General features: G+C 40.7%; 28 protein-coding genes and 1 riboswitch. Of the genes, 7 read left to right on the plus strand and 21 right to left on the minus strand.

All coding sequences use genetic code 11. From position 1 onward, the window contains the following. Window positions 1–55: 55 nt before the first annotated feature. Together H7J92_RS01480 and H7J92_RS01485 are read right to left on the minus strand one after the other, a co-directional pair. Window positions 56–991 (minus strand): hypothetical protein, encoded by a 936-nt coding sequence (locus H7J92_RS01480; RefSeq protein WP_221835095.1) that lies wholly within the window; start codon window positions 989–991, stop codon window positions 56–58. 582 nt (window positions 992–1,573) lie between these two features. Further along, on the minus strand, window positions 1,574–1,939 hold the full coding sequence (locus H7J92_RS01485) for a HesB/IscA family protein (RefSeq protein ID WP_221835097.1): 366 nt from the start codon (window positions 1,937–1,939) through the stop codon (window positions 1,574–1,576). Window positions 1,940–2,058: 119 nt separating this feature from the next. Here H7J92_RS01485 and H7J92_RS01490 point away from each other — a divergent pair, with 119 nt between their 5' ends. Next, window positions 2,059–2,760: a DUF2225 domain-containing protein gene (locus H7J92_RS01490; RefSeq protein WP_245799509.1), complete on the plus strand. Its 702-nt coding sequence runs from the start codon at window positions 2,059–2,061 to the stop codon at window positions 2,758–2,760. 60 nt (window positions 2,761–2,820) lie between these two features. Here H7J92_RS01490 and H7J92_RS01495 read toward each other — a convergent pair whose 3' ends face one another. Further along, the gene (locus H7J92_RS01495; RefSeq protein WP_009498020.1) at window positions 2,821–3,060 is read right to left on the minus strand and encodes a NifU family protein; all 240 of its coding nucleotides are present in this window, start codon (window positions 3,058–3,060) and stop codon (window positions 2,821–2,823) included. A gap of 86 nt (window positions 3,061–3,146) precedes the next feature. Between H7J92_RS01495 and H7J92_RS01500 the strand changes: the two genes are divergently transcribed. Continuing rightward, on the plus strand, window positions 3,147–3,473 hold the full coding sequence (locus H7J92_RS01500) for a YuzD family protein (protein WP_040759404.1): 327 nt from the start codon (window positions 3,147–3,149) through the stop codon (window positions 3,471–3,473). A 391-nt stretch (window positions 3,474–3,864) separates the two neighbouring features. Here H7J92_RS01500 and H7J92_RS01505 read toward each other — a convergent pair whose 3' ends face one another. Further along, window positions 3,865–4,932: an NAD(P)/FAD-dependent oxidoreductase gene (locus tag H7J92_RS01505; protein WP_009498103.1), complete on the minus strand. Its 1,068-nt coding sequence runs from the start codon at window positions 4,930–4,932 to the stop codon at window positions 3,865–3,867. A gap of 138 nt (window positions 4,933–5,070) precedes the next feature. Here H7J92_RS01505 and H7J92_RS01510 point away from each other — a divergent pair, with 138 nt between their 5' ends. After that, entirely contained in the window at window positions 5,071–5,307 is a 237-nt protein-coding gene (locus H7J92_RS01510; RefSeq protein WP_040759434.1) for a YuzB family protein, read from the plus strand. 39 nt (window positions 5,308–5,346) lie between these two features. Here the strand turns inward: H7J92_RS01510 and H7J92_RS01515 are convergent, their stop codons facing one another. From H7J92_RS01515 to H7J92_RS01575, 13 genes are all read right to left on the minus strand, one after another. After that, the gene (locus tag H7J92_RS01515) at window positions 5,347–6,114 is read right to left on the minus strand and encodes a TIGR01457 family HAD-type hydrolase (RefSeq protein ID WP_340759783.1); all 768 of its coding nucleotides are present in this window, start codon (window positions 6,112–6,114) and stop codon (window positions 5,347–5,349) included. A gap of 5 nt (window positions 6,115–6,119) precedes the next feature. Next, window positions 6,120–6,566, minus strand: coding sequence for a DUF86 domain-containing protein (locus tag H7J92_RS01520; RefSeq protein ID WP_221835101.1), 447 nt, complete (start codon window positions 6,564–6,566; stop codon window positions 6,120–6,122). A gap of 100 nt (window positions 6,567–6,666) precedes the next feature. Continuing rightward, window positions 6,667–6,969, minus strand: coding sequence for a YutD family protein (locus H7J92_RS01525; RefSeq protein ID WP_040759712.1), 303 nt, complete (start codon window positions 6,967–6,969; stop codon window positions 6,667–6,669). 19 nt (window positions 6,970–6,988) lie between these two features. Next, a complete protein-coding gene (gene lipA, locus H7J92_RS01530) occupies window positions 6,989–7,954 on the minus strand; it encodes a lipoyl synthase (protein WP_050804709.1) in 966 nt (321 codons plus the stop codon). A gap of 142 nt (window positions 7,955–8,096) precedes the next feature. Next, window positions 8,097–8,231, minus strand: a complete 135-nt coding sequence (locus tag H7J92_RS01535) for a methionine/alanine import family NSS transporter small subunit (RefSeq protein ID WP_246602399.1) — start codon at window positions 8,229–8,231, stop codon at window positions 8,097–8,099. Continuing rightward, window positions 8,232–9,752, minus strand: a complete 1,521-nt coding sequence (locus H7J92_RS01540; RefSeq protein WP_078818048.1) for a sodium-dependent transporter — start codon at window positions 9,750–9,752, stop codon at window positions 8,232–8,234. A 163-nt stretch (window positions 9,753–9,915) separates the two neighbouring features. Beyond that, a complete protein-coding gene (locus tag H7J92_RS01545) occupies window positions 9,916–11,484 on the minus strand; it encodes a Na+/H+ antiporter NhaC family protein (RefSeq protein WP_078818047.1) in 1,569 nt (522 codons plus the stop codon). A 180-nt stretch (window positions 11,485–11,664) separates the two neighbouring features. Further along, window positions 11,665–11,839: riboswitch (Lysine riboswitch) on the minus strand. A 55-nt stretch (window positions 11,840–11,894) separates the two neighbouring features. Next, window positions 11,895–12,662 (minus strand): sporulation protein YunB, encoded by a 768-nt coding sequence (yunB, locus tag H7J92_RS01550; RefSeq protein ID WP_009498115.1) that lies wholly within the window; start codon window positions 12,660–12,662, stop codon window positions 11,895–11,897. 46 nt (window positions 12,663–12,708) lie between these two features. Beyond that, complete coding sequence (locus H7J92_RS01555) at window positions 12,709–14,097, minus strand: bifunctional metallophosphatase/5'-nucleotidase (RefSeq protein WP_221835103.1); 1,389 nt, start codon at window positions 14,095–14,097, stop codon at window positions 12,709–12,711. Beyond that, window positions 14,094–14,918 (minus strand): sulfite exporter TauE/SafE family protein, encoded by an 825-nt coding sequence (locus H7J92_RS01560; protein WP_009498117.1) that lies wholly within the window; start codon window positions 14,916–14,918, stop codon window positions 14,094–14,096. Before H7J92_RS01560 ends, H7J92_RS01555 begins: the two co-directional genes overlap by 4 nt. Continuing rightward, window positions 14,918–15,778, minus strand: coding sequence for a DUF72 domain-containing protein (locus H7J92_RS01565; RefSeq protein ID WP_221835105.1), 861 nt, complete (start codon window positions 15,776–15,778; stop codon window positions 14,918–14,920). The genes H7J92_RS01560 and H7J92_RS01565 overlap by 1 nt, the downstream gene beginning before the upstream one ends. A 166-nt stretch (window positions 15,779–15,944) precedes the next feature. After that, window positions 15,945–16,247, minus strand: a complete 303-nt coding sequence (locus tag H7J92_RS01570) for a rhodanese-like domain-containing protein (RefSeq protein WP_221835119.1) — start codon at window positions 16,245–16,247, stop codon at window positions 15,945–15,947. A 219-nt stretch (window positions 16,248–16,466) separates the two neighbouring features. Next, window positions 16,467–16,703 (minus strand): glutaredoxin family protein, encoded by a 237-nt coding sequence (locus tag H7J92_RS01575; protein WP_221835107.1) that lies wholly within the window; start codon window positions 16,701–16,703, stop codon window positions 16,467–16,469. 286 nt (window positions 16,704–16,989) lie between these two features. Here H7J92_RS01575 and H7J92_RS01580 point away from each other — a divergent pair, with 286 nt between their 5' ends. The 4 genes from H7J92_RS01580 (at window position 16,990) to H7J92_RS01595 (ending at window position 21,696) form a co-directional block, all read left to right on the plus strand. Then, complete coding sequence (locus H7J92_RS01580) at window positions 16,990–17,523, plus strand: NfeD family membrane protein (RefSeq protein WP_221835108.1); 534 nt, start codon at window positions 16,990–16,992, stop codon at window positions 17,521–17,523. Between the two features lie 18 nt (window positions 17,524–17,541). Next, window positions 17,542–19,104 (plus strand): flotillin lipid rafts scaffold protein FloT, encoded by a 1,563-nt coding sequence (gene floT, locus H7J92_RS01585; RefSeq protein WP_078818043.1) that lies wholly within the window; start codon window positions 17,542–17,544, stop codon window positions 19,102–19,104. A gap of 413 nt (window positions 19,105–19,517) precedes the next feature. Further along, window positions 19,518–20,990, plus strand: a complete 1,473-nt coding sequence (locus H7J92_RS01590) for a BCCT family transporter (protein WP_425516834.1) — start codon at window positions 19,518–19,520, stop codon at window positions 20,988–20,990. A gap of 43 nt (window positions 20,991–21,033) precedes the next feature. Beyond that, complete coding sequence (locus H7J92_RS01595; protein WP_078818041.1) at window positions 21,034–21,696, plus strand: hypothetical protein; 663 nt, start codon at window positions 21,034–21,036, stop codon at window positions 21,694–21,696. 445 nt (window positions 21,697–22,141) lie between these two features. On the opposite strand, the gene paiA is transcribed toward H7J92_RS01595, so the two are convergent. The 4 genes from paiA to H7J92_RS01615 all read right to left on the minus strand — a co-directional run bounded on the left by paiA (window position 22,142) and on the right by H7J92_RS01615 (window position 26,331). Beyond that, entirely contained in the window at window positions 22,142–22,660 is a 519-nt protein-coding gene (gene paiA, locus H7J92_RS01600; RefSeq protein ID WP_078818040.1) for a spermidine/spermine N(1)-acetyltransferase, read from the minus strand. Between the two features lie 433 nt (window positions 22,661–23,093). After that, window positions 23,094–24,626, minus strand: coding sequence for an AMP-binding protein (locus tag H7J92_RS01605; protein ID WP_221835110.1), 1,533 nt, complete (start codon window positions 24,624–24,626; stop codon window positions 23,094–23,096). 42 nt (window positions 24,627–24,668) lie between these two features. Beyond that, the gene (locus H7J92_RS01610; RefSeq protein WP_221835112.1) at window positions 24,669–25,625 is read right to left on the minus strand and encodes an NAD(P)H-dependent flavin oxidoreductase; all 957 of its coding nucleotides are present in this window, start codon (window positions 25,623–25,625) and stop codon (window positions 24,669–24,671) included. 241 nt (window positions 25,626–25,866) lie between these two features. Next, window positions 25,867–26,331 (minus strand): MarR family winged helix-turn-helix transcriptional regulator, encoded by a 465-nt coding sequence (locus H7J92_RS01615; RefSeq protein ID WP_078818037.1) that lies wholly within the window; start codon window positions 26,329–26,331, stop codon window positions 25,867–25,869. Between the last annotated feature and the right edge of the window lie 437 nt (window positions 26,332–26,768).

The raw sequence follows: 26,768 nt of genomic DNA on the forward strand, positions 1-26,768 counted from the left end.
ATACCTAAAACAGACAATTTCACATAATTCTATAACATGAGTTAAAAAAGAAAGTTTATACATTTTCAACAAAGGCTATTAGCATTGCCTCCTCATCAAGAAACCATTTTTTCTTTAATTGCGGAGAATGATAAGGATTATCGCTATGAAGATATGGTTGTGAAATAATGCTTTTAGCAACTGGGGCCACATAAATTTGATTGAGGATTTCCAGAGGCGCAGGATATTCAAAGTATAAATTTAAAACAGGGTGCGGATTTTCATTTCTCCATTTTGCAAATCCTTGAGAAAAGTTCTTGTGTTCAGGCATTTTTATCTGTTGAAATATTTCTGCGGGCAATAAGTTTTGTGCCAAACAATAAAGACCATGTGCAGGCACACATAGTTGTTTCATCGCTTTACTGAAATCTGCACGCATGTATCCTGAACACAAATTTTGTAAATGATTCCCCATTGCCTCGACATTTTCTTTATGTAATGAAAGCAGAAATGCAACTACTGAACGCTCCCATTGTGGTTTCTTTGTGCCAACAAATTTTTCGGCAGCATAGAGCGCTTTTAGCAAAAGTATTTCATCCCTATACCAAATTGCCCTCAAGAGATTGCTCATCACAACATAAAACGGGTAACCATTTTTAGTTAACCCCAGTTCGGATGGGAGAATGCGCTCAATTATTTTGTTATCCCCGCAAGCGAATGCCTCTAAAATATGTAAGGAATTTTGACAATGGTCATACCCTCCGCTACATCCCGGAAGTAATTGATAACGCATTTGCTGGAAAATTAAATTATTCCACTTTTGCCAGTCTTGATGTAAAAAGCACTCATCTAACCATATATCGTAGTTGGTTTTTAACAGACCAAATGACATCGATTTAGTAATTGCTGTTAATACTTCATTATCTTGTGCCGTTCCTTCTTTTGCATTATTTATAATTGATTCATATTTTATAATACATTGATCAATGTATTGACTTTTATCCACATCCATTAAACTTCACAACCCCGTTTTTTATTTTTTCGTTTCAAAGCAAGAATTATATAAATTTTTCTCTATTCATTCTAAGATTTCTCATAAAGGAAATTTACCACATTTTTATAACATTAATATTTCATCTCATCATTTACATTTTGAATAACTTTCCATAACTCGTTTTCTACATCTTGGAATATAGTTTTTAACCCCTTATTTTAAATCAAAAATGTACTTTCGGTATTTAGTCTAAAAAAATAAGTTTATATAGTAAAGTGGGGTTTGTAGTCAAAAAGACCAAATTAAATTTAAATACATTTTATAATCCTTCAATATCCATGGTCTAAGACCCTCTGCACTCTTAGCAGATATGACAAGGTCAATCACTTGCTCAAAGTTAATACTTGGATACCTTTATTCAACGACATAAAAAAGCCTCCTTAATTTGTATTGTTTTAGCAACATACAAATCAAAAAGGCTCGATATTCACAACCCTAAACACATTACTTTAGGGTTGTGTTTACACTTTTCCGGGATTGTGTACACATCAATTCTAACCGCCAATTACAATCCGCACCCAACATTTACAAAACGGTTCATCAATCACATTCAGCAGGAGTTCCTGCTTTCTTAGCTGTTCGGAAAGACGTACCACATCCACAGTTTGCAATGGCGTTCGGGTTATCGATGGTGAAACCGCCGCCCATTAGGGATTCTTTGTAGTCCACTTTAGTTCCTTCTAAAATCGCTGCATCTTCACCTTTTACAAGAACTGGGATTTCGTGCTGTGTATACGACACGTCATCTTCTTCCTTTTCCTGCGCAAAGCCTAGACCGTATGTTAATCCGCTGCACCCTCCGCCATTGACGGAAACGCGCAGATAAGAGCCTTCTTCTTCATTATGAGTCATCATCTTCTTCACGTGAAATGCTGCTGCTTCTGTAATTTCAACTGGATTATTCATTATTCACACTCACTTTCCACGTTTTGTTCTATCATATCAATCTTTTTCATTAGAATGCAAACAAATAGTCCCCGCTATAGGTCTATTTTGCTGTATACTAAGACTTATGAATGAAAGGAATGAGTATATTGGAGGTTAGCCCTTTTTACGAAAAGAAAATGCAGTGTTTATTGTGCAAAGAGCATTTTCCAACTACTAGAATCCGTTCGCGTCAAGTTAGGGTAGCAGAGCATGATAGCGATTTTAGACCTATATACGTCAATGAGGAAATTAATCCTCTTTTATATAATGTTGCCGTTTGTCCTCACTGCGGCTTTGCATCTACTGAAGACTTTTCCCCTTATTTTGCTCCAGGCACAAAAGAGATGATTGAAAAAAACATTACGTCAAAATGGCATAGTCGTTCATTCGGCAGTATCCGTACTAAAGAAGAAGCCATCGAGTCGTATAAACTTGCGTATTTAAGTGCGAACTTTAAGAAAGAAAAGTATTTGACAATGGCTGGTATGATGTTGAGAATTGCCTGGATCTATCGAGAAGCAGAAGATGATGCCAACGAAAAACGCTATTTAAGAATTTCACGTGACCTCTATATACAAGCATTTTCAGAAGGCGATCATGTTGGTACCCAAATGTCGGAGACACGCGTACAGTATATGATAGCCGAATTATCTTGGCGTATACGCGATCGGGAAGAAGCAATTCGCAATTTCTCACGTGTAATCGAAAGTCAGAAAAGATCGACCGAGCCCCATCTTATCGAGCTCGCGAAGGATCGGTGGCAGGAAATTCGCGGGGAAGAATCTGAAAGCAATGATTGATTAGCTAAAAAAAGCCGTGCTGAGAAGTATTGACTTCCCTGCACGGCTTTCATAATTAATTTAAAAGACCTGTTCGACTTCCACGACGCCTGGCACTTCTTCAAGCAAAGCGCGCTCGATGCCTGCTTTAAGTGTGATTGTAGAACTTGGGCACGTACCACATGCACCTAGTAAGCGCAGCTTGACGATTCCTTCATCGATATCTACAAGTTCACAGTCTCCTCCATCTCTCAAGAGGAATGGCCGTAATTTATCTAAAACTTCTTTAACCGGTTCGTATAGTTGAGTATCTGTTGTCATTGTAATCACTCTCTCCTTTCCTTATAATACTTATTATAAACTGCCGAGCAGAAAAAATCCAATAATGATTCGGAGGATTGATGAATATGTCACAAACACCCGTTACAATTGAAGTGTTTGGTGCAGATATAATCTGTGCCAGCTGTGTGAACGCTCCTTCTTCAAAAGACACGTACGAATGGCTTGAAGCCGCAATTGCAAGGAAGTATCCTGACCAACCTTTCACCATCACGTACATTGATATCGACAATGAACTATCTGATGACCGGCAGAGAGAAATTGCAGAAAAAGTCCGAGATGACGAGTATTTTTATCCACTCGTCCTAATTGAAGACGAGGTGATCGGCGAAGGATATATCCAGTTAAAACCAGTTTTTAAAGCAATGGAAACGCACGGTTATCATGCAGGATAAATTGATAATGGGACTGAATAATTGAGAACCATTACGAGAATGTTTCGATCTGCTACACGATCTATACAATGTAGACTGACTTTAAAAACGCGCCAAATCAAATAGCAAAAGGGAGCTGTCTGAGCAGCTCCTTCATACTTTATGCCACTCTGACATAGATAGTCCAGCCATATTTCTCTCGCAACATTTCGGCAGCTTGTCCTGTAGCTTCCTCTGTTATGAAACGTTCTTCCCCACAAACGATATAGATAATTATCTACCAAAGGCGGCCCTGTCATTACTTCTCCACTCTTTTTCTTCAAGCAAAAAAACAACGCTATTTCCTCCGCGATTCAAGATAATAAAAAAGCCACCGACAGAGTTTTACGCTCCATGAGTGACCTTTTTAGTATTATCCATTGTGCCACTTATACATCCACAGTAAACCTGATTTCATCAGACGAGCAATTCGACCCGTGACTGTACGATCGGCCAAGTATGCAAATCCTTGTTTCTTTCCTAATGAACCCATGAACCCTTTTAATTTCAACTCCGGCATTTCCTCCATGAGCGGCTCATTTTTCCAGAGTAGACGCAACACTTGTACTATCTGCTCTGCTTGAACCTCGGCCAACTGTGCACTTGGTGCATGAGGAAGAGCAGCAACATCACCAACGACATAAACGTTCGTGTGGTTTGGTATCTGGTGATATTGGTTGAGTACAACTCGTCCTGAACGATCCTTTTGAACGTCCATTGCTTCAATTATTTGACTCGGTTTAATACCTGCAGTCCAAACGACCGCATCCACGTCAATCGTCTCTTCATGATTATAAAGGACGGTTTGATCTACCTTCGTGATATTCGAATTGGCGACCACTTCTACTTCGTGCTTGTCAAACCAATCCTTTACATATTTACTCAAACGTTCTGGAAAATCGCGCAGAATCCGAGGGCTGCGGTCAAATAGTTTAATCTTCAGATCAGGACGACTCTCACGCAATTCGCTCGCCAGCTCGATTCCGCTTAAACCTGCCCCTACAATACCTACAGTTGCTCCACCACTTAAACCTAGAAGCGTTTGATACGTTGTTCTTGACTTGCCGATTGTCTGAATGCTCAGCGTATTTTCTTCCGCGCCAGGGACGTTGTGGAAGTTATCTACGCAACCTAAGCCGATCACTAAATCGTCATACGTAAGTGTTTGGCCGTCAACTAGCAACACTTCTTTTTCACCAGGCTTAATTTCTTTAATCTCGCCCTCTACTACTTTCAATTGTTCATGGTTAGGAATAGCTACCCGAATTTCAGAATCAGGCACTGTTCCTGCAGCCAACGCATAAAATTCCGTTTTCAAACTATGAAATGGTGTCCTGTCGACAAGTGTGATTTCTATATCTTTCGGCAAATCCTTATTTAGGAGACGAAGTAGAATTCGCATATTTCCATAACCGGCACCTAGTAACAATAATTTCCTCATAATGTTCTCCTTCTATGTCTATTTTCCGCTCAAAGCTCATTTGTTATTATAGCAGTTTGTGATACTTTTCACAATATGCCATGTTCATTGACGCCTCTCTAAAAAAAGAGTACCATTTCTAGTAGCGAGGTGAGAATGATGAACCCTATCGTAGAGTTTTGCATCAGTAATTTGGCGAGTGGTTCTTATCCGGTATTTGAGACATTAGAAAGAGACCCGAACATTGATGTACTAGAATACGGATGCTTGAGCTACTGTACAAAATGTACAGATACTTTATACGCAATCGTCAACGGCGAACTTGTCGAAGCGGATACTGCTGACGAATTGACAGCACGCATTTATCAATTCATTGAAGAAAATCCGCTTTTTTAATCATATAGCAAATAGCATAGTTCTCTACGGGCACTATGCTTATTTTTTTGGCCAATCCCCTAGTGAAGACAGTACATAGGTCGGCAGCAACTCTTTTATCAGCACCTCATCCAGCGGAGTCACACCTGTCGCTACATACGCCGTGTCTATTCCATAGCGTATCCCTGCTAAAATGTCCGTATCGTAATTATCCCCGATCATTACCATTTCTTCCTTTTCATATGCACCTTGCTGCTGAATAAACTGCAGCATATGCGGCTCTGGTTTTCCTACAACGATAGGTTTTTCGCCGCTAGCGACCTCCATCAAATGAAGAAACGAACCATTTCCTGGTACGAGACCTTTTTCAGTCGGAAATTTCACGTCTTGATTGGTCCCTAAAAAGCGAGCGCCATTTCGAATCGCAAGACAAGCTTCCGCTAATTTGCTGTAAGTAATTTGACGGTCAAGCCCCATCATTACAACGTCTGGGTTTTTCGTTGTAAGCGTAATTTGTTCCGCCTCTAATGCCTCTTCCAGCCCTTCCTCGCCTATCATCATGACACTTGCCCCTGCATAATATTGTTTACAATATCTAGCAAGTGCTATGGCTGAATTCATAATATGATCAATATCTGTCAGCACACCAAATTCAGCTAATTTCTTTTGCTGTGCGGCCCGTGTCAAAGCCGCATTATTCGTAATGAAATATGTTTCTGCGCCTTCTGCCTGACAGTCAGTTACGAAATCGACCGCCTCAACAATAGGTTCTTTACCACGATACATTGTGCCATCCAAATCGAGACAATATGCCTTATACTCTCCCATACCCATTACTCCGTCGGCAGAAACGCAGAAACTGGTCCTAGTTCATTCGTCAAATAATCCCGTACTTGCTTCGGAAATTGTTTTAGTTCGTTTGACGTTTCTCGGATAGCCGTTTCTACTTCTGCTGTTTCTACTTCAACAAATTGACGTACAATCATAGGTCGTAAGGAAATTAATGCTTTCAAAGGATCCGCTTGTTCCGGCTTAATCACTTTTTCATCCTCTAAAATATCGATGATGTCATCGTAACTTCCCGGATCTCTCATAATGAATCCATCAATCATCGAGTTCCCTACATCGATAATTCCTTCTATTAAACCGTGCGCAATACGCTCAAGTGCAAGTTTATTTATTTCGCTTTGTTGCCAGCTGTTTTCCTTTTCGAAAAGTTGAATTAATTTTTCCATATAAGCAAGTGTCTTTCTGATTTGTTTTTGATCGACAAAATACATGATCTGTATTCCTCCTCATCATTTTTCTCTTTCTATCTTATCATATTTTCATCCAAACAAATAAAAGCTGCGGGCAATTGCTCGCAGCTCTCACTTTATTTTACTCAGTTTCTTGTGGTTCGGTTTTTACTTTACCAATCTTCTTCAAAATGAAATACGCACAGCCAAAATTGCAGTATTCATAAATATAATCCTGAACGGTGCTGATCTTTGTTTCATAAGTCGATTTTGCATTGCGGTCTTCAAAAAAACCTTTCAATCGCAATTGACCGTATCCCCAATCGCCAAGGATGTAATCATACTTCAACAATACTTCACTGAATCGTTCGTTCAGTGCCTCTTCATCAAAGCCGTCCCGAAACTCTTCTGCTAGCTCATATTGTACATTCTCTAAAATAACCATTCGATTCTTCACTTCCATATTAACTGCTCGCTTGCTGTTCTAACTCAAGCTGCTTGTCACCTTGACGTTGCTTTTCTTTAGCAGCAGCATTGACCTGCTCATCCGCATGATAGCTTGAGCGCACAAGTGGTCCTGCCTCACAATGGGAGAACCCTTTTTCCATTGCAATTTTGCGTAATTCACCAAACTCGTCTGGTGAATAGTATTTTACCACTTTCGCATGCTTTTTGGTCGGCTGCAAATATTGACCGATTGTCATGATATCCACATCATGTGCGCGGAGATCATCCATTGTTTCAATAATCTCTTCAACAGTCTCACCGAGTCCCACCATTAATGACGACTTAGTTGGAATTACTGGGTACATCTCTTTAGCACGAGCCAATAGTTCCAATGAGCGATCATACGTGGCACGCGCTCGGATTCTAGGCGTTAACCGGCGCACGGTTTCAATATTGTGATTTAATATATCTGGCTTCGCATCCATCAGACGCTGTAAATTATCACGATCTCCTCCCATATCAGATGGCAGGACTTCGATTGTTGTGAATGGATTTTTACGGCGAATGGCACGGATCGTCTCTGCAAAAATAGCAGAACCGCCATCTTTCAAATCATCACGTGCAACTGCAGTCACGACAACATGTTTCAAATTCATCAACTCAACTGAATCTGCCACGCGCTCTGGCTCGGCAGTGTCCAATTCATTTGGCAAGCCTGTTTTAACTGCACAGAAACGACAAGCCCTTGTACATACAGCGCCCAAAATCATAAATGTAGCAGTTCGACGCTCGCCCCAACACTCATGAATATTCGGACAACGAGCTTCTTCGCAAACTGTATGTAGATTTTTCTCGCGCATTAACTTCTTTAAACCTGTATAGTTCTCATTGGTGTTCAGCTTAATCTTCAGCCAATCGGGCTTCTTAATATGCTCTGATTTTCTTCCGGTTTCAGGTCTACAGGACAACGCTACCGACTCCATTCTGATCATAGATTCTACTCATGCCAATGTAACATAAATTCTGAAAATCTTCAATTGGGATTGCCCTCCTGACAGTTTGGCAAGAAGCGCGCCAGACCAAAAAACGTCTGCAGCAATTTTGGCTGCAGACGTTTCGTATTTTTTATTCAACCTTAAACTTTTTCTTGAATTTAGTCAGAACAGAGGCATAGAAGATGCTTAAAAACAGACCACCCCAGATGATGATCACACCGACTAACATCATAAGAATAGCAGAGCCGCTCATTCCTGTATCCATTTAAAGCCCTCCTTTGTCTTCTTCGTAATCAGTAGCAACACGCGTGTTGTTTTTCCATTTCAGTGAAGTGAAAACAATCGACATCACGAATGCACCGATAGCAACCGGCCAACCCATTGTCCATAAGAATGAAGTAGGATAGCCTTCATAGTTTTCAGCGATATTGTCTTTAATCAGGAAGAACAGCATCGTTCCAAGTACAACCGGTGTAATGAATGTCAATGAAACTTTCCACCACCAGCCCAAACGAATATCAGACACCGCATTGGCATGTTGTTCGAAAACACCGAGTTTTCTGAAAACCCAAGCCAGCAAGATGACTTCTACAAGTCCGATGACTGCAATTCCGAATTGGTTGATAAAGTAGTCTGCTACATCGAGGAAGTATAAACCGCCTTTCGTCGCATATAGCATAGAGATTAATCCCGAAAGTCCGACACCAATGAACACAGAACGTCTTCTCGAAATATTGAATTTATCCGCCATTCCTGCGATATATGTTTCACATATCGAAATGAGAGAGGTCAGACCGGCGAGCACAAGTGACAGGAAGAAGAATGCACCGAATATCCCGTTCATTCCTGGCATTTGATTGATGATTTCCGGGAACACGACGAAGGCGAGACCTACTCCAGCCGAAGCAACGTCTCCCACATCCACACCCTGTGAAGTCGCCATGAATCCCAGCACTGCGAAGACCCCGATTCCTGCAAGCAATTCAACTGAAGAGTTTGCAAACCCCGTGATGAATGCGTTATTTGTAATATCCGATTTCTTCGGCAAATAACTGGAGTATGTTATCATGATGGCGAACGCAATCGATAAACTAAAGAAAATATGTCCATATGCCGCGACCCACACACGCGGACTTAATAACTTATCAATATCCGGTTTGAAGAAAGCATCCAAACCTACCATCGCTCCGTCAAGAGTAATCGCACGAATGACGACGAATAAAAAGAGTATAAATAGGACAGGAATAAATATCCGATTCGCCAACTCGATCCCTTTCTTGACTCCGCCCAGCAAGATGATAAAACAAATCGCCCAGACGAGCAACAGCGGCAATGCTACTCCTCCAACCAAACCTCCAACTTCTCCCGGGTTATCCGCTATTTTTAAGACGTCCCCAAAGAAGAAAGCCTCAGGGTCTTTTCCCCAAGATAAACTAAACGAATAAATCGTGTACTTCATGGCCCATGCAATAATCACGGCGTAATAAGTGGATATGACAAAGGATACAAATATCCCCCACCAACCTAGAAATTCTGTCTTTTTTCCATTCAAACGGAAAAAAGATAATGGTGCCGATCCACGATATTTATGACCGATCGTGAATTCCAAGATTAAAATCGGAATACCAGCGGTCAATAGCGCGAACAAATAGGGGATAAAAAATGCCCCGCCGCCATTTTCATATGCGACATAAGGAAAGCGCCAAATATTACCAAGCCCGACTGCCGAACCCACTGCCGCTAATATAAAACCAGCTCTCGTTCCCCACTGCGAACGATTTTCCATACTACTTCCTCCTTTTAGTGTATTGTTGTTCAAAACTTACCACCATTCACTATTTTCCGATAATTTAAGTTTTGTATATTTAGTATAAACAGGACAGTAAAAGATGTCAAAACAATTTTAGACTAAGAGTGTGAATCTTGCTGACACTCTTAGTCTAAAGTTTTTAAGCCACTTGCGCTTGACGCTTTTTACCTTTAGCCGTCCAGTACGTGAATAATACTATCAATGCTATAATAACAGCTACTAAACCAATCCAAACGGAACCAGTCATGCCTAGAACAAAATAACCAAGTGCTGACACGCCAGCAGCCACCAATGCGTACGGCAATTGTGTTGCTACGTGATCCATATGATTACAGCCTGCACCCGTTGAAGAAAGGATTGTCGTATCGGAAATCGGCGAACAGTGATCTCCGAAAACCGCCCCAGCAAGAACTGCAGATAACGCTGGCAATAATAATTCGGGTTCTGCGTTGACCATAATTGTGCCGGCAATCGGCAATAGAATTCCAAACGATCCCCATGAAGTTCCCGTTGAAAATGCCATCAGTCCCGCCAGAATGAATATCAATACCGGCAAGAAAGCTACTGGAATATTCAATTGATCTACCATTGTTGACAGGAAAAGACCTGTATCAAGTGTAGCAATTAACTCAGTTAAGCCCCAAGCGAAAATCAAAATCAGAATCGCTGGCATCATCGCTTTCAAACCGCTGATGAATGCACGGCCCATCCAAGAAACACTTGCTGTTTTATTCACTTTCATTTGCAGAACATATAAGAACATAGCCAACAGTGTAGCTGTAACGCCACCAACTACTAATGATTTCGGCACATCTGTATTTTCGAATATAGCCCAAATATCGAAGACACCCGCTTCTTGATAGCCAGTATAGACCATCATTCCAAGCGTCACGACAATTAACGTCACGATAGGTGCAACCAGATCGCGAACTTTCCCATAAGAGTGTTCAGGAAACTCTTCTTTCAGCTCACCTGGTATCTCTTTTTCCGGATCATACAGCAAACCTTCATTTACTGCCCGATCTTCATGTTTCTTCATTTCAAAGAAATCATTATTCGTCCAAGCGAAGAAAAAGACCATGGACAATGTGGCGATTACATAGAAATTCATCGGCGCCATCAGAATAAAGGCAGTTAACGGCGAATAGCTAACAGCGGCTGTCGTCCCAAGTATAAGAGCAAGCTGCCCGATCAAGAATGCCCCCCAACTTGAAATTGGAGATACTACGCAAATCGGTGCAGACGTAGAATCAATGAAATAAGCTAGTTTTGCACGAGATATTTTATGCTGATCCGTAATCGGTCTTGCAATTTGTCCAACCGCTAAAGAGTTAAAGTAGTCATCTACAAAAATTGCGATTCCCAAAATCATCGTCAACAGTTTCGCTCCACGCTGCGTACGAATTCGTGTGACCGCCCATCTCGCAAAGGCCGCACTGCCGCCGGACAGGCTGACAAATGCCGTAATGACACCAAGCAATAATAAAAACAACATAATAAATATATTATACGTATTCAATCCGTCATCCCAAAATGAAATCGTCATAGCTGTCCAAACATTTTTCAATGTTTCCATTGGGGAAAATTCCGCGATGAGTAAAGCGGCTGTGACAATCCCAGCTCCTAACGATAGTAATACTCTCCTCGTCACCAATACCATCACGATAGCGATAACAGGAGGCAAAATGGATACCCATGTTCCAATCATATTAATTCCTCCTCTTTCTAGTCGGTAGATTGTATCGAAAAGTAGATGGTCAGTCGAAGAAGGGAAAGCCTATTACAGAGAAAAAGCCGACTCCAACATGTTACAAACGTGTAGGAGTCGGCTTAACAGTTCATCTGCGAATCAATCATCATGTACAAGATAAATGGATACGGATCATCCGGCTGTTGTAGCGCTCCATACATTACCGCTGTATGACAAGATCATTCCTCTTCGAAATGACCCCAACCTGAGAAGTTGACCCTTCTCAAACTTCGGCATTGTCTCCTTTCAATTGCGGTCATCGACGTCACTCTCTCGCAAAATACTTATAAACAATGCAACCTCTACGTAAGTCTCGATATTCTTCTTTTAACAGTGTAGCAATAATCGACATTGTTCACAATAGCCTTTTATTCCGGTTCTTGCAACGGGACCTCTATTTGTGCCGGCGTCTGCTCTCCTTTCGAATAAATTTGCGGAACTTTTCCTCTGATCAAGCCCATCGCGACAGGCATTCTCTGCGTTACTACGCTCTTACTCGTTGCAAGCGGAACGATAATCTGAACATTCACGTTCACCAGCAAGGTCACTTCTACATAGGCATTATTTATCCCGAATTCCTGTATATCCGTTTCCACATCGGTGTGGACGTTTCCCATGACATGAAAACGGATCGGAATTTTCGGACCCAAGTTGCCGAGCAACGGAATATTGGTCGCTTGCCCGAGCGGGACAAAGAAAACGACGCCTTGCTCTTTCGCCATCATTTCAGGATTATACTCCAAATCACCTAACGGCGGCAGCATGTCTAGATCGCCACCTTCTGCACGTTCAAGGTGATCTTCAACCAATTGATGAACTTCCGCCATAACCTGACTGATGATTTCCGTATTAAATTTCGTCGTGACGGTATCTCGTGTCTCATCCGGCACATTTTCAATTATTTCATTGATATCATACACGCTCGTAGATCGTGCATTGATCGCTTGGCTGATTACATGGCTGGCTATTTTCTGCGTTTGTTTTTCAGCATATTGCGTATAGATTGGGGTCAGCTGTTTATTGACTGAGTAAAAAAATAAGGCGACTGCTATGAAAATCGTCGGAATGATCAACCTCAGCCAATTTCTCGCATAACTTCTTTTTCTCGGTCTTTTTTGATTCGTATAAAACCGCAAAACGACGCCTCCTGCTTCACATTATGCGAATCAGGAGGCGGACATACTAGCTCTCATTAAAATATTTTTTTCCATACCAGCCTAGGACATCGCGAATCATCTCAGGCATGATATATTCTTTAGGAACATCCTTTAATAGAGGAAAGAAAAATCCGAATGTAAACATATCCAATGTAGCGAGCCTATACGTTTCGCCAGGCTCCACTGCCCGGTTGCCTGCAAATAATTGTCCGTCCTGATTGCGGAATAATCTTTCATGAACCATGCTTCCCATGAATGTTCCCCGGAATCCCAAACCTTTGATTTCCAATTCCGTCCACTTCGGATCAAGTGATTGTTCATAAACCTGAAGTAATTCCGAACCGTCCAAGTGTACGATGCAAGGATTGATCGGATGCGGCAACAACGAATGTAAATCACCTCTTGTCACCCAACCCTCGTCTAGACTTCCAAGGAAAATCCCGGCGTTAAAAAGTGCACATTCCGCATGCGTATAAGCTAAAAGCGCACGTCCGAAAAAGGATGAAAGCGGGCTTTCTGCTGTCAGCTTCTGAGCCAGCGGGGAAGGGTTATAGAAGACAGGCACTTGCAAAGCTTCCTCTCCTTCAGAAAGATAGGCATTCACCTGTTCAACATCTTCTGCTGTTTGCTCCATCGTATTGGTAGGAAACACACCGGCCTCCATATGGACAACCTGATTCGTCATGCGATCGATCTCGACTTGGATATGGCCGATGTAATGACCAAACTTCTCTGCCGCACCAAGCAATGTATCCTCAATCCATTCTCCGTCCTTCAATAAATGGTGGGTATGTCCTCCTAAAATAATATCTAATGCCGGATATTCCGCCGCCAGAAGGCGATCTTCATTGATGCCTAAATGTGATAAGCAAACCACGAGATCTGCTTGTTGTCGAATACGAACTAACTGTTCCCGGATTTCTTTACGCGGCTCTGTCACTTTCCAGCCAAGCTGTCGATAAAAAGCATAGTACGGTGCAGTGGCTCCGATCACTCCAACCCTCACGCCATCTGTCGTTTCAAATATTTCAGAAGACTTTGCCCAAACTGGCTGCTCTCCATTTAGCTCTTTCAAATTACAGATCAATACATCAAACAGAGCATCTTCATATAACGTTTCAAGCGTCTGTTTAGACATGGTGATCCCTTCATTATTGCCGATTGTCACGGCATCATATCCTACTTCATTCAATAACTTCACGTTGCCCTTGCCGTCCGTTCCTTCTGTAAAAGGATGGGATCGGTCAACATGATCACCAATATCAAAAATGAAACAAGCCTCGCCTGCCTCTTCCGCCTGCTCTTTACGTTGCTTCAGAAAACGTCTGATCTGCGGCCAATTTTCGAAATGGCTATGTATGTCGTTGGTATGATAAATGTGAATCGTAGCTACCGTTTCTTTCATATAGGTCATCCCCAAATCCCCTCATAGATTGAATGCAATCCAAAGACGAGTAAAATGATACGTATGACTAAAACCAATGTATCTGATTTCATTTTGCCATTTAAATAAGCGCCTAGCATTCCACCGAGATATGCTCCCGGGACAACTGGTATGGTGTAAAGCCACGGCACATTTCCAAGTGAAATATGCGAAATCGAATTGACGACTGCCGACAAGAACACCATCAGCATCGACGTTGCTACCGCTACATGCGGCGGGAATAAGAACAATAATATCATTGCAGGTACGATCATCGTACCTCCGCCGATTCCGAATAAACCAGATGTCAGACCGATGAACAGCGACAATAAGACAGCAAACCAAATTGGATAGCCATACAGATGTGTCTCACCTTGCGGATCGGTAAATGAAATCTTTTTGCCGTTATCGACAAACCAACGAATTGGCTTCAAGTACTTCCTAGTCAGTAGCAGGGTGGACAATACGATCAGTAAAATACCGAAATATAAATTAAATGATTGAATGCTTAAGCTCTTGTTGATCCAAGCCCCTACTACGATGCCGGGTATACTCGCTATGAAAAATAAAAAGGCACTGCGATAGTCAATCGTTTTCACTTTCATATAAGAAAGCGTCGAACCAAGCCCGTTCGCGATCATCATAATGACGGACAAACCAACTACGCTTTGCGGTGTGATGTCTGGAATCATTCCGAGATTCAGACCGACGAACAATGTGATAGGCACAAGAATCGTACCGCCGCCTAGACCCGCTATGGAGCCGATGACACCTGAAGCCAAGCCGATTAATGCCAGGATTGCATATTCCATTAGTGATCCTCCTCAAACAAATCCAACTGCTTGGTGGGCGGCTGACCATACTCTATGTTGAAAAGGTTTGCGAACTGTTTCGCGTTCTTTGCTGCATGCTGACCCGAGTTGTTATTAAAAATGATATATACATCTTGCGCTTGCTGCTCCAATGTCTGGACAACTTTTCGCAACCCCTCTAGCTCTGCTTCATTATAGTCGTATAAATAACGAACCTTCCTCCACGCCTTGCTGTCTCCCGTTGTATTGACCCATCCTTTGTCGTTACGTCCGTGAAGACGCAATAATACCTTGGAGTCCGTCGCAACCGGAACGAGCGGCACACTGCCATCACCTACTTGCGGCTCATCGCAGACGCCATGGATAATATTCAGACCACGCAGAAATTCTAGAGTCTTCTCGCGATAGGCTGGTGAATACCAAGATTGATGGCGAAACTCCACCGCTATCGGTAAAGGTTGCAACTGCTCATGCACGAAGCGAATCCGCTCTACATTTTCTTTTTGACAATCAAACCAAGGTGGAAATTGTACGAGCACCATTGCGAGCTTCCCTGCTTCCACAAACGCACTCATCGATAGTTTGAATAACGAGAACATCTCTTCCTCTGAATCATAAGGAATCTTACCACGCTGATGACCTGTGATCCCTTGATAGGCTTTGACGATAAACTGAAAATCAGCGGGCGTTTCATCCGTCCACTTTCGCATCATCTTTTCAGACTGGATTGCATAAAACGTCGAATCCAACTCCACAATCGGAAAATGTTGACTATAATCAAGGAGCTTTTTATTTGCTGCCGTCTTTTCATTATATAGGCTCGGGTGATCTCCCCATCCCGTCAAGCCGATGTGTATCATGGAAAGTCCCCTCCTTCAATCTTTAGAATAGTGTATCATACCTTATGTATTTTCGGAAAAAACGTTACTTTGAATCTATCGGTCTTCACATGCAGCAAGCGCTCATATGCAATTTTCTAACCATAAAAAAACGTTCCGGGTTTTATGCCCGAAACGTTTGTTATAGTTAGCCACGCCATGCGCTCATTCCGCCACGTACGTTGGTGACAGTGAATCCTGCCTTTTTCAATTGACTGACTGCTTTTGAGCTGCGCATTCCGCTTTGACAAATGACTACAACTTCCTGTTCTTTTTTCAAACTGGCGACCTTACTATTTAATACGTGCAGTGGAATATTTTGAAATTCCTTAATATGTTTACCTTTATATTCTGCCGGTGTGCGCACGTCAATGAACTGAATTTTTTTATCTCCCAAGATTACTTTCAATTCATCTGTCGAAATGGTGCTGATATCTTTAGCGGGCTTCATTCGCCAAATGAAAAATACGACAATTGCGACGGCGATGATCCATCCCAATATAATTTCCTCCCCCCGCTGCTTAGTTGGTCAATTCCACAATGACTAGAATTACACCCATCACGACGAACGCTACATGACCAATGCAAAATCGAGGAAAAAATTTCTTTTCCATTTCTTCCGCTGTTTGAACCGTACATGTTTTGCATGTGAAGAGTTGCTTCATTCGTTTCATGCGTCTAATGCAGCATGAACACTTGCCGGATCATACCCTAATATCCATTTACCGTTTAACTGCGTTTGCGGCACACCCATTTGCCCTGTCATTTCCACCAGGCGCTGACCAGCTGCCGGATCTATCGTCACATTGATCGTTTCATAAGGCACATGAATTTCATCTAAATAATTTGTCATCATCGTACAGTAAGGACAAGTCGACGAAACATAAACCGTTGCTTTTGCAGTCATAATTAAAAACCCCTTTTCATTTGTTAATATCTATAGTATATACCCCTAGCCGTATACGGTCAACTAATCGGTTTTCATATTTTTAGGGCTGCCGGTGTAGAATGTACGTATCAAAGAACTGCGCTGTAAGAGAAAGTCTGTTTTTGTTTATGCACGTTTCACCTCTCCCACTTCCCTTCAGGTCCTGCCATAGAATTTATCAGTCACCAATTTGATAAAATTGAAACCTTTCATTTACCTATCCGTAGAATAAGAAACGAAAGAATATAGAAATGGAGGGATGGATATGGAGCTGTTCGGAATCGAAGTTCAACAGCTATATTTATATATCTTAATCATCGCAGGTATCATAAGCCTTGTGTATGTATTGATCAGTGATTTAGCTGATGGAGTTGGTGAACTAAGCCCATTTCTCGATCCAGCTGTCATTCTTGCGTTCATAACATTTACTTCGGCTACCGCATATCTATTAGAACTTATGACATCATTAAATAGTGGGAGCATCTTACTCATTGCGGCAGTCGTTGCTATTGTTTTAGACTTCTTACTCTATTTCTTCGTTTTAGTTCCGCTCAGATCCGCCGAAGTTTCGCTTGCCTACACAGATCAATCACTTACAGGTCTTGTTGGCAAAGTCATTGTTCCGATCCCAGTAGACGGATATGGCGAGATCATTATCGAAACGGTGAATGGCAATTTAGCGAAACGTGCTGCCGGCTATGAGAATGAAGCCATTGAGTATGGAAAAGAAGTATTATTAATCGAAGTGGAAAATGGAACATTTTTCGTAAAAGAGTATGAGCCATTCCGCTTCAAATAAGTAAAGGGGGAAATCAGAATGGGTTTTGGATTAATTGCAATAGGAATCGTAGCGTTTGTGTTACTAGCTGTCATTGGTGTATATGTTCTGAAATACCGTACAGTTGGACCAGACGAAGCATTGATTGTGACAGGAAGTTATTTAGGTTCGAAAAATGTGCATACAGATGAATCAGGAAATCGAATTAAGATTATTCGGGGTGGAGGTACATTTGTCTTCCCGGTTTTCCAACAAGCCGAACCGCTTAGTTTATTATCAAGCAAGCTGGAAGTCACCACACCTGAAGTCTATACCGAACAAGGCGTTCCGGTTATGGCGGACGGAACGGCAATCATTAAAATCGGTGGTTCCATATCTGAAATTGCGACGGCTGCAGAGCAGTTTTTAGGAAAATCAAAAGCCGATCGTGAGAATGAAGCAAAGGAAGTATTGGAAGGTCATCTTCGTTCCATCTTAGGTTCTATGACAGTAGAGGAAATTTACAAGAATCGCGATAAGTTCTCACAAGAAGTTCAACGTGTCGCTTCTCAAGACCTTGCCAAGATGGGCCTTGTTATTGTTTCCTTCACCATTAAAGACGTGCGTGATAAAAACGGCTATCTTGATTCACTCGGTAAGCCGCGTATTGCGCAAGTCAGACGTGATGCAGACATTGCAACGGTTGAAGCAGAAAAGGAAACACGCATTAAAAACGCTGAAGCATCTAAAGAAGCACAAAAAGCGGAAATTGAACGTGCGACGGAAATTGCCGAAGCTGAAAAAGAAAACCAATTAAAAGTTGCAGAATACCGCCGTGAGCAAGACGTCGCAAAAGCACGTGCTGACCAAGCGTATGAATTGCAAACCGCTCGCTCCAAACAAGAAGTAACGGAGCAAGAAATGCAAATTCAAATTATTGAACGTCAGAAACAAATCGAATTGGAAGAAAAAGAAATTTTACGTCGTGAGAAGCAATATGACTCCGAAGTGAAGAAAAAAGCGGACGCGGACCGCTACGCAATCGAGCAAAATGCCGAAGCTGAAAAATCAAGACAATTAGCGGAGGCAGATGCAGAAAAGTACCGTATTGAAGCACGTGCCAAAGCCGATGCCGAAAAAGTTCGACTCGATGGTATGGCTAAAGCAGATTCCCAACGTGCGCAAGGTGAATCAGAAGCCGACATCATCCGACTGAAAGGTCTTGCAGAGGCCGAAGCAAAACGCAAAATTGCAGAAGCCTTTGAACAGTACGGGCAAGCTGCTGTGCTTGATATGATTGTCAGAATGCTGCCTGAATACGCAAGAGAAGTCGCAAGTCCACTAGGCAATATCGACAAAATCACTGTTGTGGATACAGGTGGCGGTGAAGGCGGCGGTGCCAATAAAGTCACTTCCTATGCGACAGATCTAATGTCTACGTTGCAAGAGACACTTAAAGCTTCTTCTGGTATCGACGTGAAAGAGATGCTGGAAAATTATTCAGGCAAAGGAAATATTCGTTCAAGTATTGAGGAGCTGACGAATGAAGTGATTCGTACAAAGCCAGACCCTATTGAATCGAAAACGAGTGAAATTGCGGCGACTGATGAAACTGAAAGATAATATAAGGAAGAAAATCCGAAGTGCTTTTATCAAGCGCTTCGGATTTTTTGTGTTCTTAATATGTTCCTTCAGATGGAGATGTAAAATTGATTGAAAAACTACTTAACTAATTTCGTGGACCTTATTTTCTTTTTGATCGATTTTGCCTTCCTAACCTATTTAATTAACTCAACTTTCACAGACTTTTTATATGATTAGGACATACTTCATACAGAGGATCACTCTGCAATTGTAACCGAGAAATTCACTTTAAACAGTTTGACAGGTAAGCCGATTTTTTTTGAGTTTGTCGATTTATATAAATGTGGCAGTCGCAACACTTAAGAATACGTGGACAAGTTCATTTAAATCTAAATGAATGGCCACCGATAAAAATGCCCATCCTATTCATAGGAAAGAATGGGGGGATCTTATTGCATATTACAAACGTATTCTGGTATGCCGTTGTCATATGTATTGCAATTGTACTTTGGGGATCTCTTGCCCCTGACCATTTAAATGAATTAACCGCGTCTGTTACTGGTTTTATTTACAATCAATTTGGTTGGTTTTATATGGTTGTCATCATTGCAATGATTAGTTTTTGTATTTATATGATGTTCTCACGTTTTGGTAATATTAAGCTGGGGAAAGATGATGATGAACCCGATTTCAGTTTGCCTGCTTGGTTTGCGATGTTATTTAGTGCTGGCATGGGAATTGGGCTTATGTTCTTTTCGACAGCAGAAACTATCTCGCATGCTTTCATTAAATCACCAAATGTGGTGCCAGGTTCAGAGCAAGCAATTTTAGAATCTCTTCAATATACTTCCCTACATTGGGGATTCCACGGTTGGGGATTATATGCTGTAGTCGCACTTGTCTTCGCTTATTTTAAATTTCGTGTCGGTGCTCCGGGGTTAATTAGCGCAACACTAGAACCGTTATTCGGAAAGAAAGTGATGCGTGGTTCAACCGGACAATTAGTCGATACACTTGCTATTTTTGCAACAGTTGTGGGTGTTGCATCCACGCTTGGTTTTGGCTCGGCTCAAATCAACAGTGGGTTAACATTTTTATTCAACGCGCCAAAAGCTTTTTGGTTTCAACTCATTATATTAGTTGTAGCCACTGTCATTTTCATCATATCTGCATGGTCAGGTATTGGCAACGGCATCAAATACTTAAGTTCGATTAATATGTGGCTCGCGATCATACTATTGTGCGCATTATTTATCGTAGGACCAACAATGTATATTATAAACATGTTTGTAACGACAATTGGAAATTATATAAATAACTTTATTCAAATGAGTTTCGAATTAAAACCGATAAACGAAGGTCAGAGGGAATGGATTAACGACTGGACTATCTTCTATTGGGCATGGTGGATATCATGGGCACCATTTGTCGGGATGTTTATTGCTCGTGTATCAAAAGGGCGTACAATCAAACAATTTATTATTGGTGTATTAATCGCCCCTACACTCGTGACATTTATTTTTTTCGCTGTTTTTGGTGGGTCCGCATTGAATTTAGAACAACACGGCATTGCTAAACTCTCCAAATTGGCTACGGAAACCGTGACATTCGGAATGTTTGAATATTATCCAATAGGCATGATACTATCTTTTTTGACGATAATTGTAATTGCGATATTTTTTATTACATCTGCCGATTCAGCTACATTTGTACTCGGTATGTTTAGTACAGGTGGACAACTTAACCCATCAAATTTTGTGAAAATTATTTGGGGACTGATACTTTCAGCGATGGCTGCAATTGTCATGTACTCTGGCGGACTTGACGGTTTTCAAAACATGCTCATTATTGCAGCACTCCCTTTTTCCATTATTCTCATTCTAATGGTCATATCGTTTTACAAAACAATCAAACGTACCGAGTGATTGGGAACGGCTTAACAATACTTTTAGTAAGGCGGGATTATAAATGAAGTTAGTAAACGTTCGTAAAGGCCAATTTGTTTATTATCAAAATCAATTGCATAAAGTGTATTCTGTAAAGACATTTTTCAAACGGTCCATTCACCTCATTCGCCTGCAAGATTTTGAACAACAACTTTCTACAGCGAAAGATATTGATTTTTATAAACCTAAACACTTAGATAGTTTCGTTTACACTCATAAACGTTATACACTAGATAAAAATGTCAAAGCGAAAGTGGGTGATTACATTTTAGTGATCAATCCAAAACCTGATTCGATGGATCATCACTATCTCAACGCCATCGAAATCGTATCGTCAGTTGAAAGAAATGGCGTGATTAGTAATCAGTCAAATGGAATCAGACATGATGAATACTGGGTAATGGTGCCTGGACTTGAGGAGGGCGCGACGATTATCGACTTTCAAAATCCAGATAGCGAAATGATTGAGAACCAGGAATCACAACAGGCAGAAACCGATTTACCGGAAACATATATACCTAAAATCGGCGATGTATATCAAAGAAATGATAGTGATCCTGTCATGCAAGCAATGGTTGTTTCCATAAAAGGGCAGAATGTTTATTTAGGTGGCAATCTAGAAGTGAAAATGAACATATTAACCGACAATGAAAAGTGGAGTTATGTGAAAAACGTGAAGGACTAATGCGGGACACATAGCAATCTGATGTGGGCGCGACCTATTGTTATGGCAGATGGAAACCGAAGAACCTCGACGTTTTCAGCCAAAGAAAAGGCGTTTGTTTTACAAGACTTGTTCCAAATACGCTGTTAAGTTCAGATGTAACTTTAAAAGAGCAAACCAATTCATATTGGTTTGCTCTTTTATCGTATTCTCTTGTGGAGTCACTGGAAGGAATACATGCGAAGGTTATTCAGTTCCATGGTAACTTGTTTGATTCGCTTTACCATTTCAACTGTAATCATTTGTATGTCGCTCGTATTTAGATTGAAATAATTCCGGTAAGAAAATAAGCTTTGTTCCATACTTACTCTTTTACCAAATTTTACACTAAGCATTATTTTCGCACAGCAATCGTTTATTAATTTTCAAGAAAAACATACTAGCCAGACCGCATCATTCGCGTTGGTCACTCAATTGTTTTCATCATAATAAAGTCTGTTTGTTGTTCATCTCCCATATAGAAAGAGTGAGCGCCTGTTTTAACAAACCCCATCTTTTGATAAAACTGAATTGCCCCTAGATTGTTTTCCCACACACCTAACCATACATTCTTTTTACCTTGGTCCTTCGCAAGTTCAATTCCCTTATTTAAAAGAAATTTTCCAAGTCCCTTTTTTTGAAATTCTTTATTAATATAAATCCGTTCAATTTCCAACGCTTCTTTACCCATTTCTTCTGTTTGAGCTTCATTGACATTTATTTTCAAATAACCTGCGAGCTTCTCATCCCAATATAGAAAATAAAATTTTGAAAAGGGAGTTAAAACTTCTTTTTCTAACCTCTTTGTATTAAAGGCTTTTTCCAAATAGGTTTTCATGTTTTTTTCCGAGTTCATATGAGAAAAAGTCTCATAAAAGGTGTTATAACTGATTTCTTGAAGAGTATGTATATCCTCAATTGTACATTCATTGATAACTACAGACATCTGATTCCTCTCCTTCTATGATAAGATAGTGCCAATTAATCCCGAAATGGACCCATCTTTAATTCAATACAAGATGAAAACACTTTGAATTAACGAATTGAGCCGAGGATAATATTCTAATCACCGACCACTATCATTTACCGTCCTGTTCTATTAACATCATATCATTATTTCAATATTCAGTAATACGATTCTATCTTTTTCTTTATAAAAAATCCCCAAAATTCTCCCTTCATGAGCACAGGCATATAAATACCATCTATTGTATCTCGAAGAATGGCTTCTCTAATAAAAAACTGAGTTTGCACATTATCGGCAAACTCAGTTTTTTCACTTTATTTAGACCTTTAAAAAACTAGTTAAGACGTATGAAAACCAGAGTACGAAATAGCACTTCTTTTTGTTTGCATATTTCTGTATGAGTGGCTCTGTTTCACTCATACTTTTTCCGTATTTGGAACTTTAATAATTTCCCTTGCAAACTTCGCGGTAATTCCTCTACAAAATCAATGTGATACGGTATTTTAAACTTCGCTAATCTGCCATTACAAAATTCAATAATTTCTTCTTTCTCGGCTTGTTCACCCTTGCGCAGCACAATTGCTGCCAATGGTACTTCTCCCCATTTTTCATCCGGAATCCCGATCACTGCAGCGTCTTCCACTTTAGGATGTTCATGCAGTACACCTTCAATCTCCGCGGGATAGACATTGATTGCACCGGATAAGATCATATCTTGTTTTCGGTCCACGATATAGTAATATCCATCTTCGTCTTGAAGCCCTACATCGCCTAAACTGAGCCAATCACCCTTAAACGACTCTTTGTTCGCTTCTGGTCTTTGATAGTATTCATCGCATAAAGTAATTCCTTTGACAAAGAATTCCCCTGCTTCATTCACTTGCACCTGTTCCCCCTCGTCATTAAGTAATTCAATTTCCATTCCTAACATCGGCACTCCAACCGATCGATCCTTTTCCATCTGCATTTCCGGGAATAAATTAGCGGCACCGCCTAACTCGGTGGCTCCATAAAATTCATTCAATTCAACTGTACGAAAATACTCAAACACCTTTTCCTTCGTGCTCGTATGTAAAGGTGCGCCAACTGAAATTAATGATTTTAATGAAGTGACGTCAAATTGATGCAAGATCTCTTCAGGCAATGAAAAGATTGCTTCTAACATAGGTGGTGCTAAAAATGTAGTAGTCGTCTTCTCTTGCTCAATAGCCTTCAATACTTCTACCGGATGGAATTTCTCCAAAATGTGAACGCTGTTTCCTACGAATAGATTAGGTAGCGAAATACTTAAAGCGGCCGCGCCATATAAAGGGCCAGTTGCTAACCCTTTTCCAAGTCTACCTATGTTAAATTCAATACTGAACAATAAACTGACTAAGTACATGGTGCGATGAGAACGCACTGCTCCCTTCGGATAACCGGTTGTCCCGCCCGTATACATGATGGAGAGAGTATCTAATTCATTAAGGGGTGACGAAGGTACAGGTTCCTCCTTCGAGAATGCAGAGATCCAATTTTCATAGTTCAAAAACTCAGCTTGTTCATCTATTCCTACCGTGATAAATTGTTTTGCTGTTCTATACTTTTCAATGAAAGGGACTACTTCATTAATAAAGCGTGAGTCTACTACTAGGACGACAGATTCAGAGTCATCCAGGACATGTTGAATTTCTGGACCGACAAATCGAGAGTTGATCGGTACATAAACAGCGCCTATTTTCCCGCAAGCAAATATCACTTCAAATAATTGGTGGCAATTCATCAGCATGAATGCCACTTTATCTCCTTTATCAACTCCGATATCTTGCAGTGCATGAGCCAGTTGATTAATTCTCTCGTTGAAATCCCGGTAAGTAAATTGCAGTCCTTTAAATGTTATAGCTTCTCTGTCTTGGTACCGCGCTGCATTCAATTTAATTGGATCACTAAATAACATAGGTTGCATTGTTTCACTCCTCTATGATTTTAGTACTTTCTTTTTAATCTATTATCTTACTAGCCTTTCTTTGGCTTCGTTATATTGTTCTTCTAATTGTGCAACATAATCCTTTGTCGACTGCACTTGGTCAATCACACCGATTCCTTGTCCGCAGCCCCAAATATCTTTCCATGCTTTTTGTCCAGCGTCTCCTCCAAAATTCATCTTGGTCGGGTCACTTTCAGGCAAGTTATCTGGATCCAATCCTGAAGCTCGAATGGACGGTGCTAAATAATTCCCGTGCACTCCTGTGAAATAGTTGCTGTAAACAATGTCATCGGAATTCGCCTTTACAATCGCTTGCTTATATTCTTCAACAGCTCTCGCTTCTTCAGTAGCAATAAATGGTGAGCCGATGTATGCAAAATCAGCACCCATCGCTTCTGCCGCTAAAATGCTGCCTCCGGTTGCAATTGAACCTGCAAGTGCCAGCGGACCATCGAACCAATCACGAATTTCTTGAATAAGTGCAAATGGACTTTTTGGTCCCGCATGCCCTCCTGCGCCTGCCGCTACTGCAATTAAACCATCTGCCCCTTTTTCAATCGCTTTTTTCGCAAACATATTATTGATCACATCATGTAACACGACACCACCGTAACTATGTGCTGCCTGGTATACATCTTCTCTTGCACCGAGCGATGTAATAATGATCGGCACTTTATACTTTTTACAAGTTTCCATATCCTCTTCCAGTCTCTCATTGGACCGATGAACAATTTGGTTGATTGCAAAAGGTGCTGCCGGACGATCAGGATTTTTCGTATTATATTCTGCTAATTCTTCCGTGATTTCTGCAAGCCACTCATCAAATTGAGAGGATGGCCTTGCATTTAGAGCCGGCATAGAGCCGATAATTCCAGCTTTACATTGCTCAATCACAAGCTTCGGATTACTAATAATAAACATAGGCGATCCAATTACGGGGATTCTCATACTTTTCTTCAATTCTTGTAAATTCATCATATTAACTCTCCTTTTCACGTAAGCGCTTTCAAACAACTTTATAGTAGCTGTTTTCAAGATGACAGGAGTTCTTCACAATTTACTCTGACTCTTATCAGCGTATGTACATTTCCTTGAAAACAACTACGTTGTATAAGCAATCTTACAATGCATGTATATACATGTATTGTAACTGTTTATCACGAATTGTCAATCAATTTATAAAATAACTCTTACGATGTTCCCTTCTATTCTCGCTGTTTCAGCTTTCATACTGATCTATTACTTGCTGCAATTCCTCTAGTTTGCTTAATAAATCCCTATACTCATCTTTACCGATAGAGTCTTCAATTTCACCTTGTACTTGTGACCATATGGGAGTAGCATTATTTAATTTTTCATAACCTAATTCTGTTATCGCAACAACTTTTGTTCTGGAATCATGCTCGGCCCTCTTGATGTCCACATAAGCAGACTCCTTTAAAATATTCAAGTTGCGAGTCACTGTAGTTTGATCCAGCAACATGATTTCCCCCAACTTACTTATTGAAATATATGGATAACGATAAATATTTCCAAGCATGTAGTATTGAGTGATTTTTAATCCCGTAGGCTTCAAAAGCTTATTGTACAGCTGCGTAAGAGATCCCGAAACCATTCGAAGGTTCGCACAGGCACAAATTTGGATGATATGATCTGCTTTAGTTTGATCGAGGTTATGTTTCATGAGGTGTACTCCTTCCTTACAAATCAATTTATCTATATAATCGGTTTAAGAGCATTACACGTGTGTCATACAGTTCAGACATATTTCCTCCTTATAATGAAGCTCAGATACCGCCGATCTTATGATGCCTTAATTGTATCATCATTCTATAAATCAAACATATTACTTACCACTTTTCTTTTTGATTACAATTACTGTTATCTCTTATTATTACGACATACTTCCTATTCAGCGTTTATTTTTAGTTTACTTTGCTCCTTTAACAGCCGGATAAAAACTTCGACGCTTTATTGATATTGATTTGTCTATCCACTACCACCTTGCTAGACGTTTTATAAACATATCAAAAGAGGCTGGGACAAATCTAATTTGTTCATAATGAAAGACGAACGATCATAAAAAACCCAAAAAGGTTCGGGTTACTTAGTGTGCGGTTA

The sequence above is a fragment of the Sporosarcina aquimarina genome (assembly GCF_019748715.1).
Classification (GTDB): domain Bacteria; phylum Bacillota; class Bacilli; order Bacillales_A; family Planococcaceae; genus Sporosarcina; species Sporosarcina newyorkensis.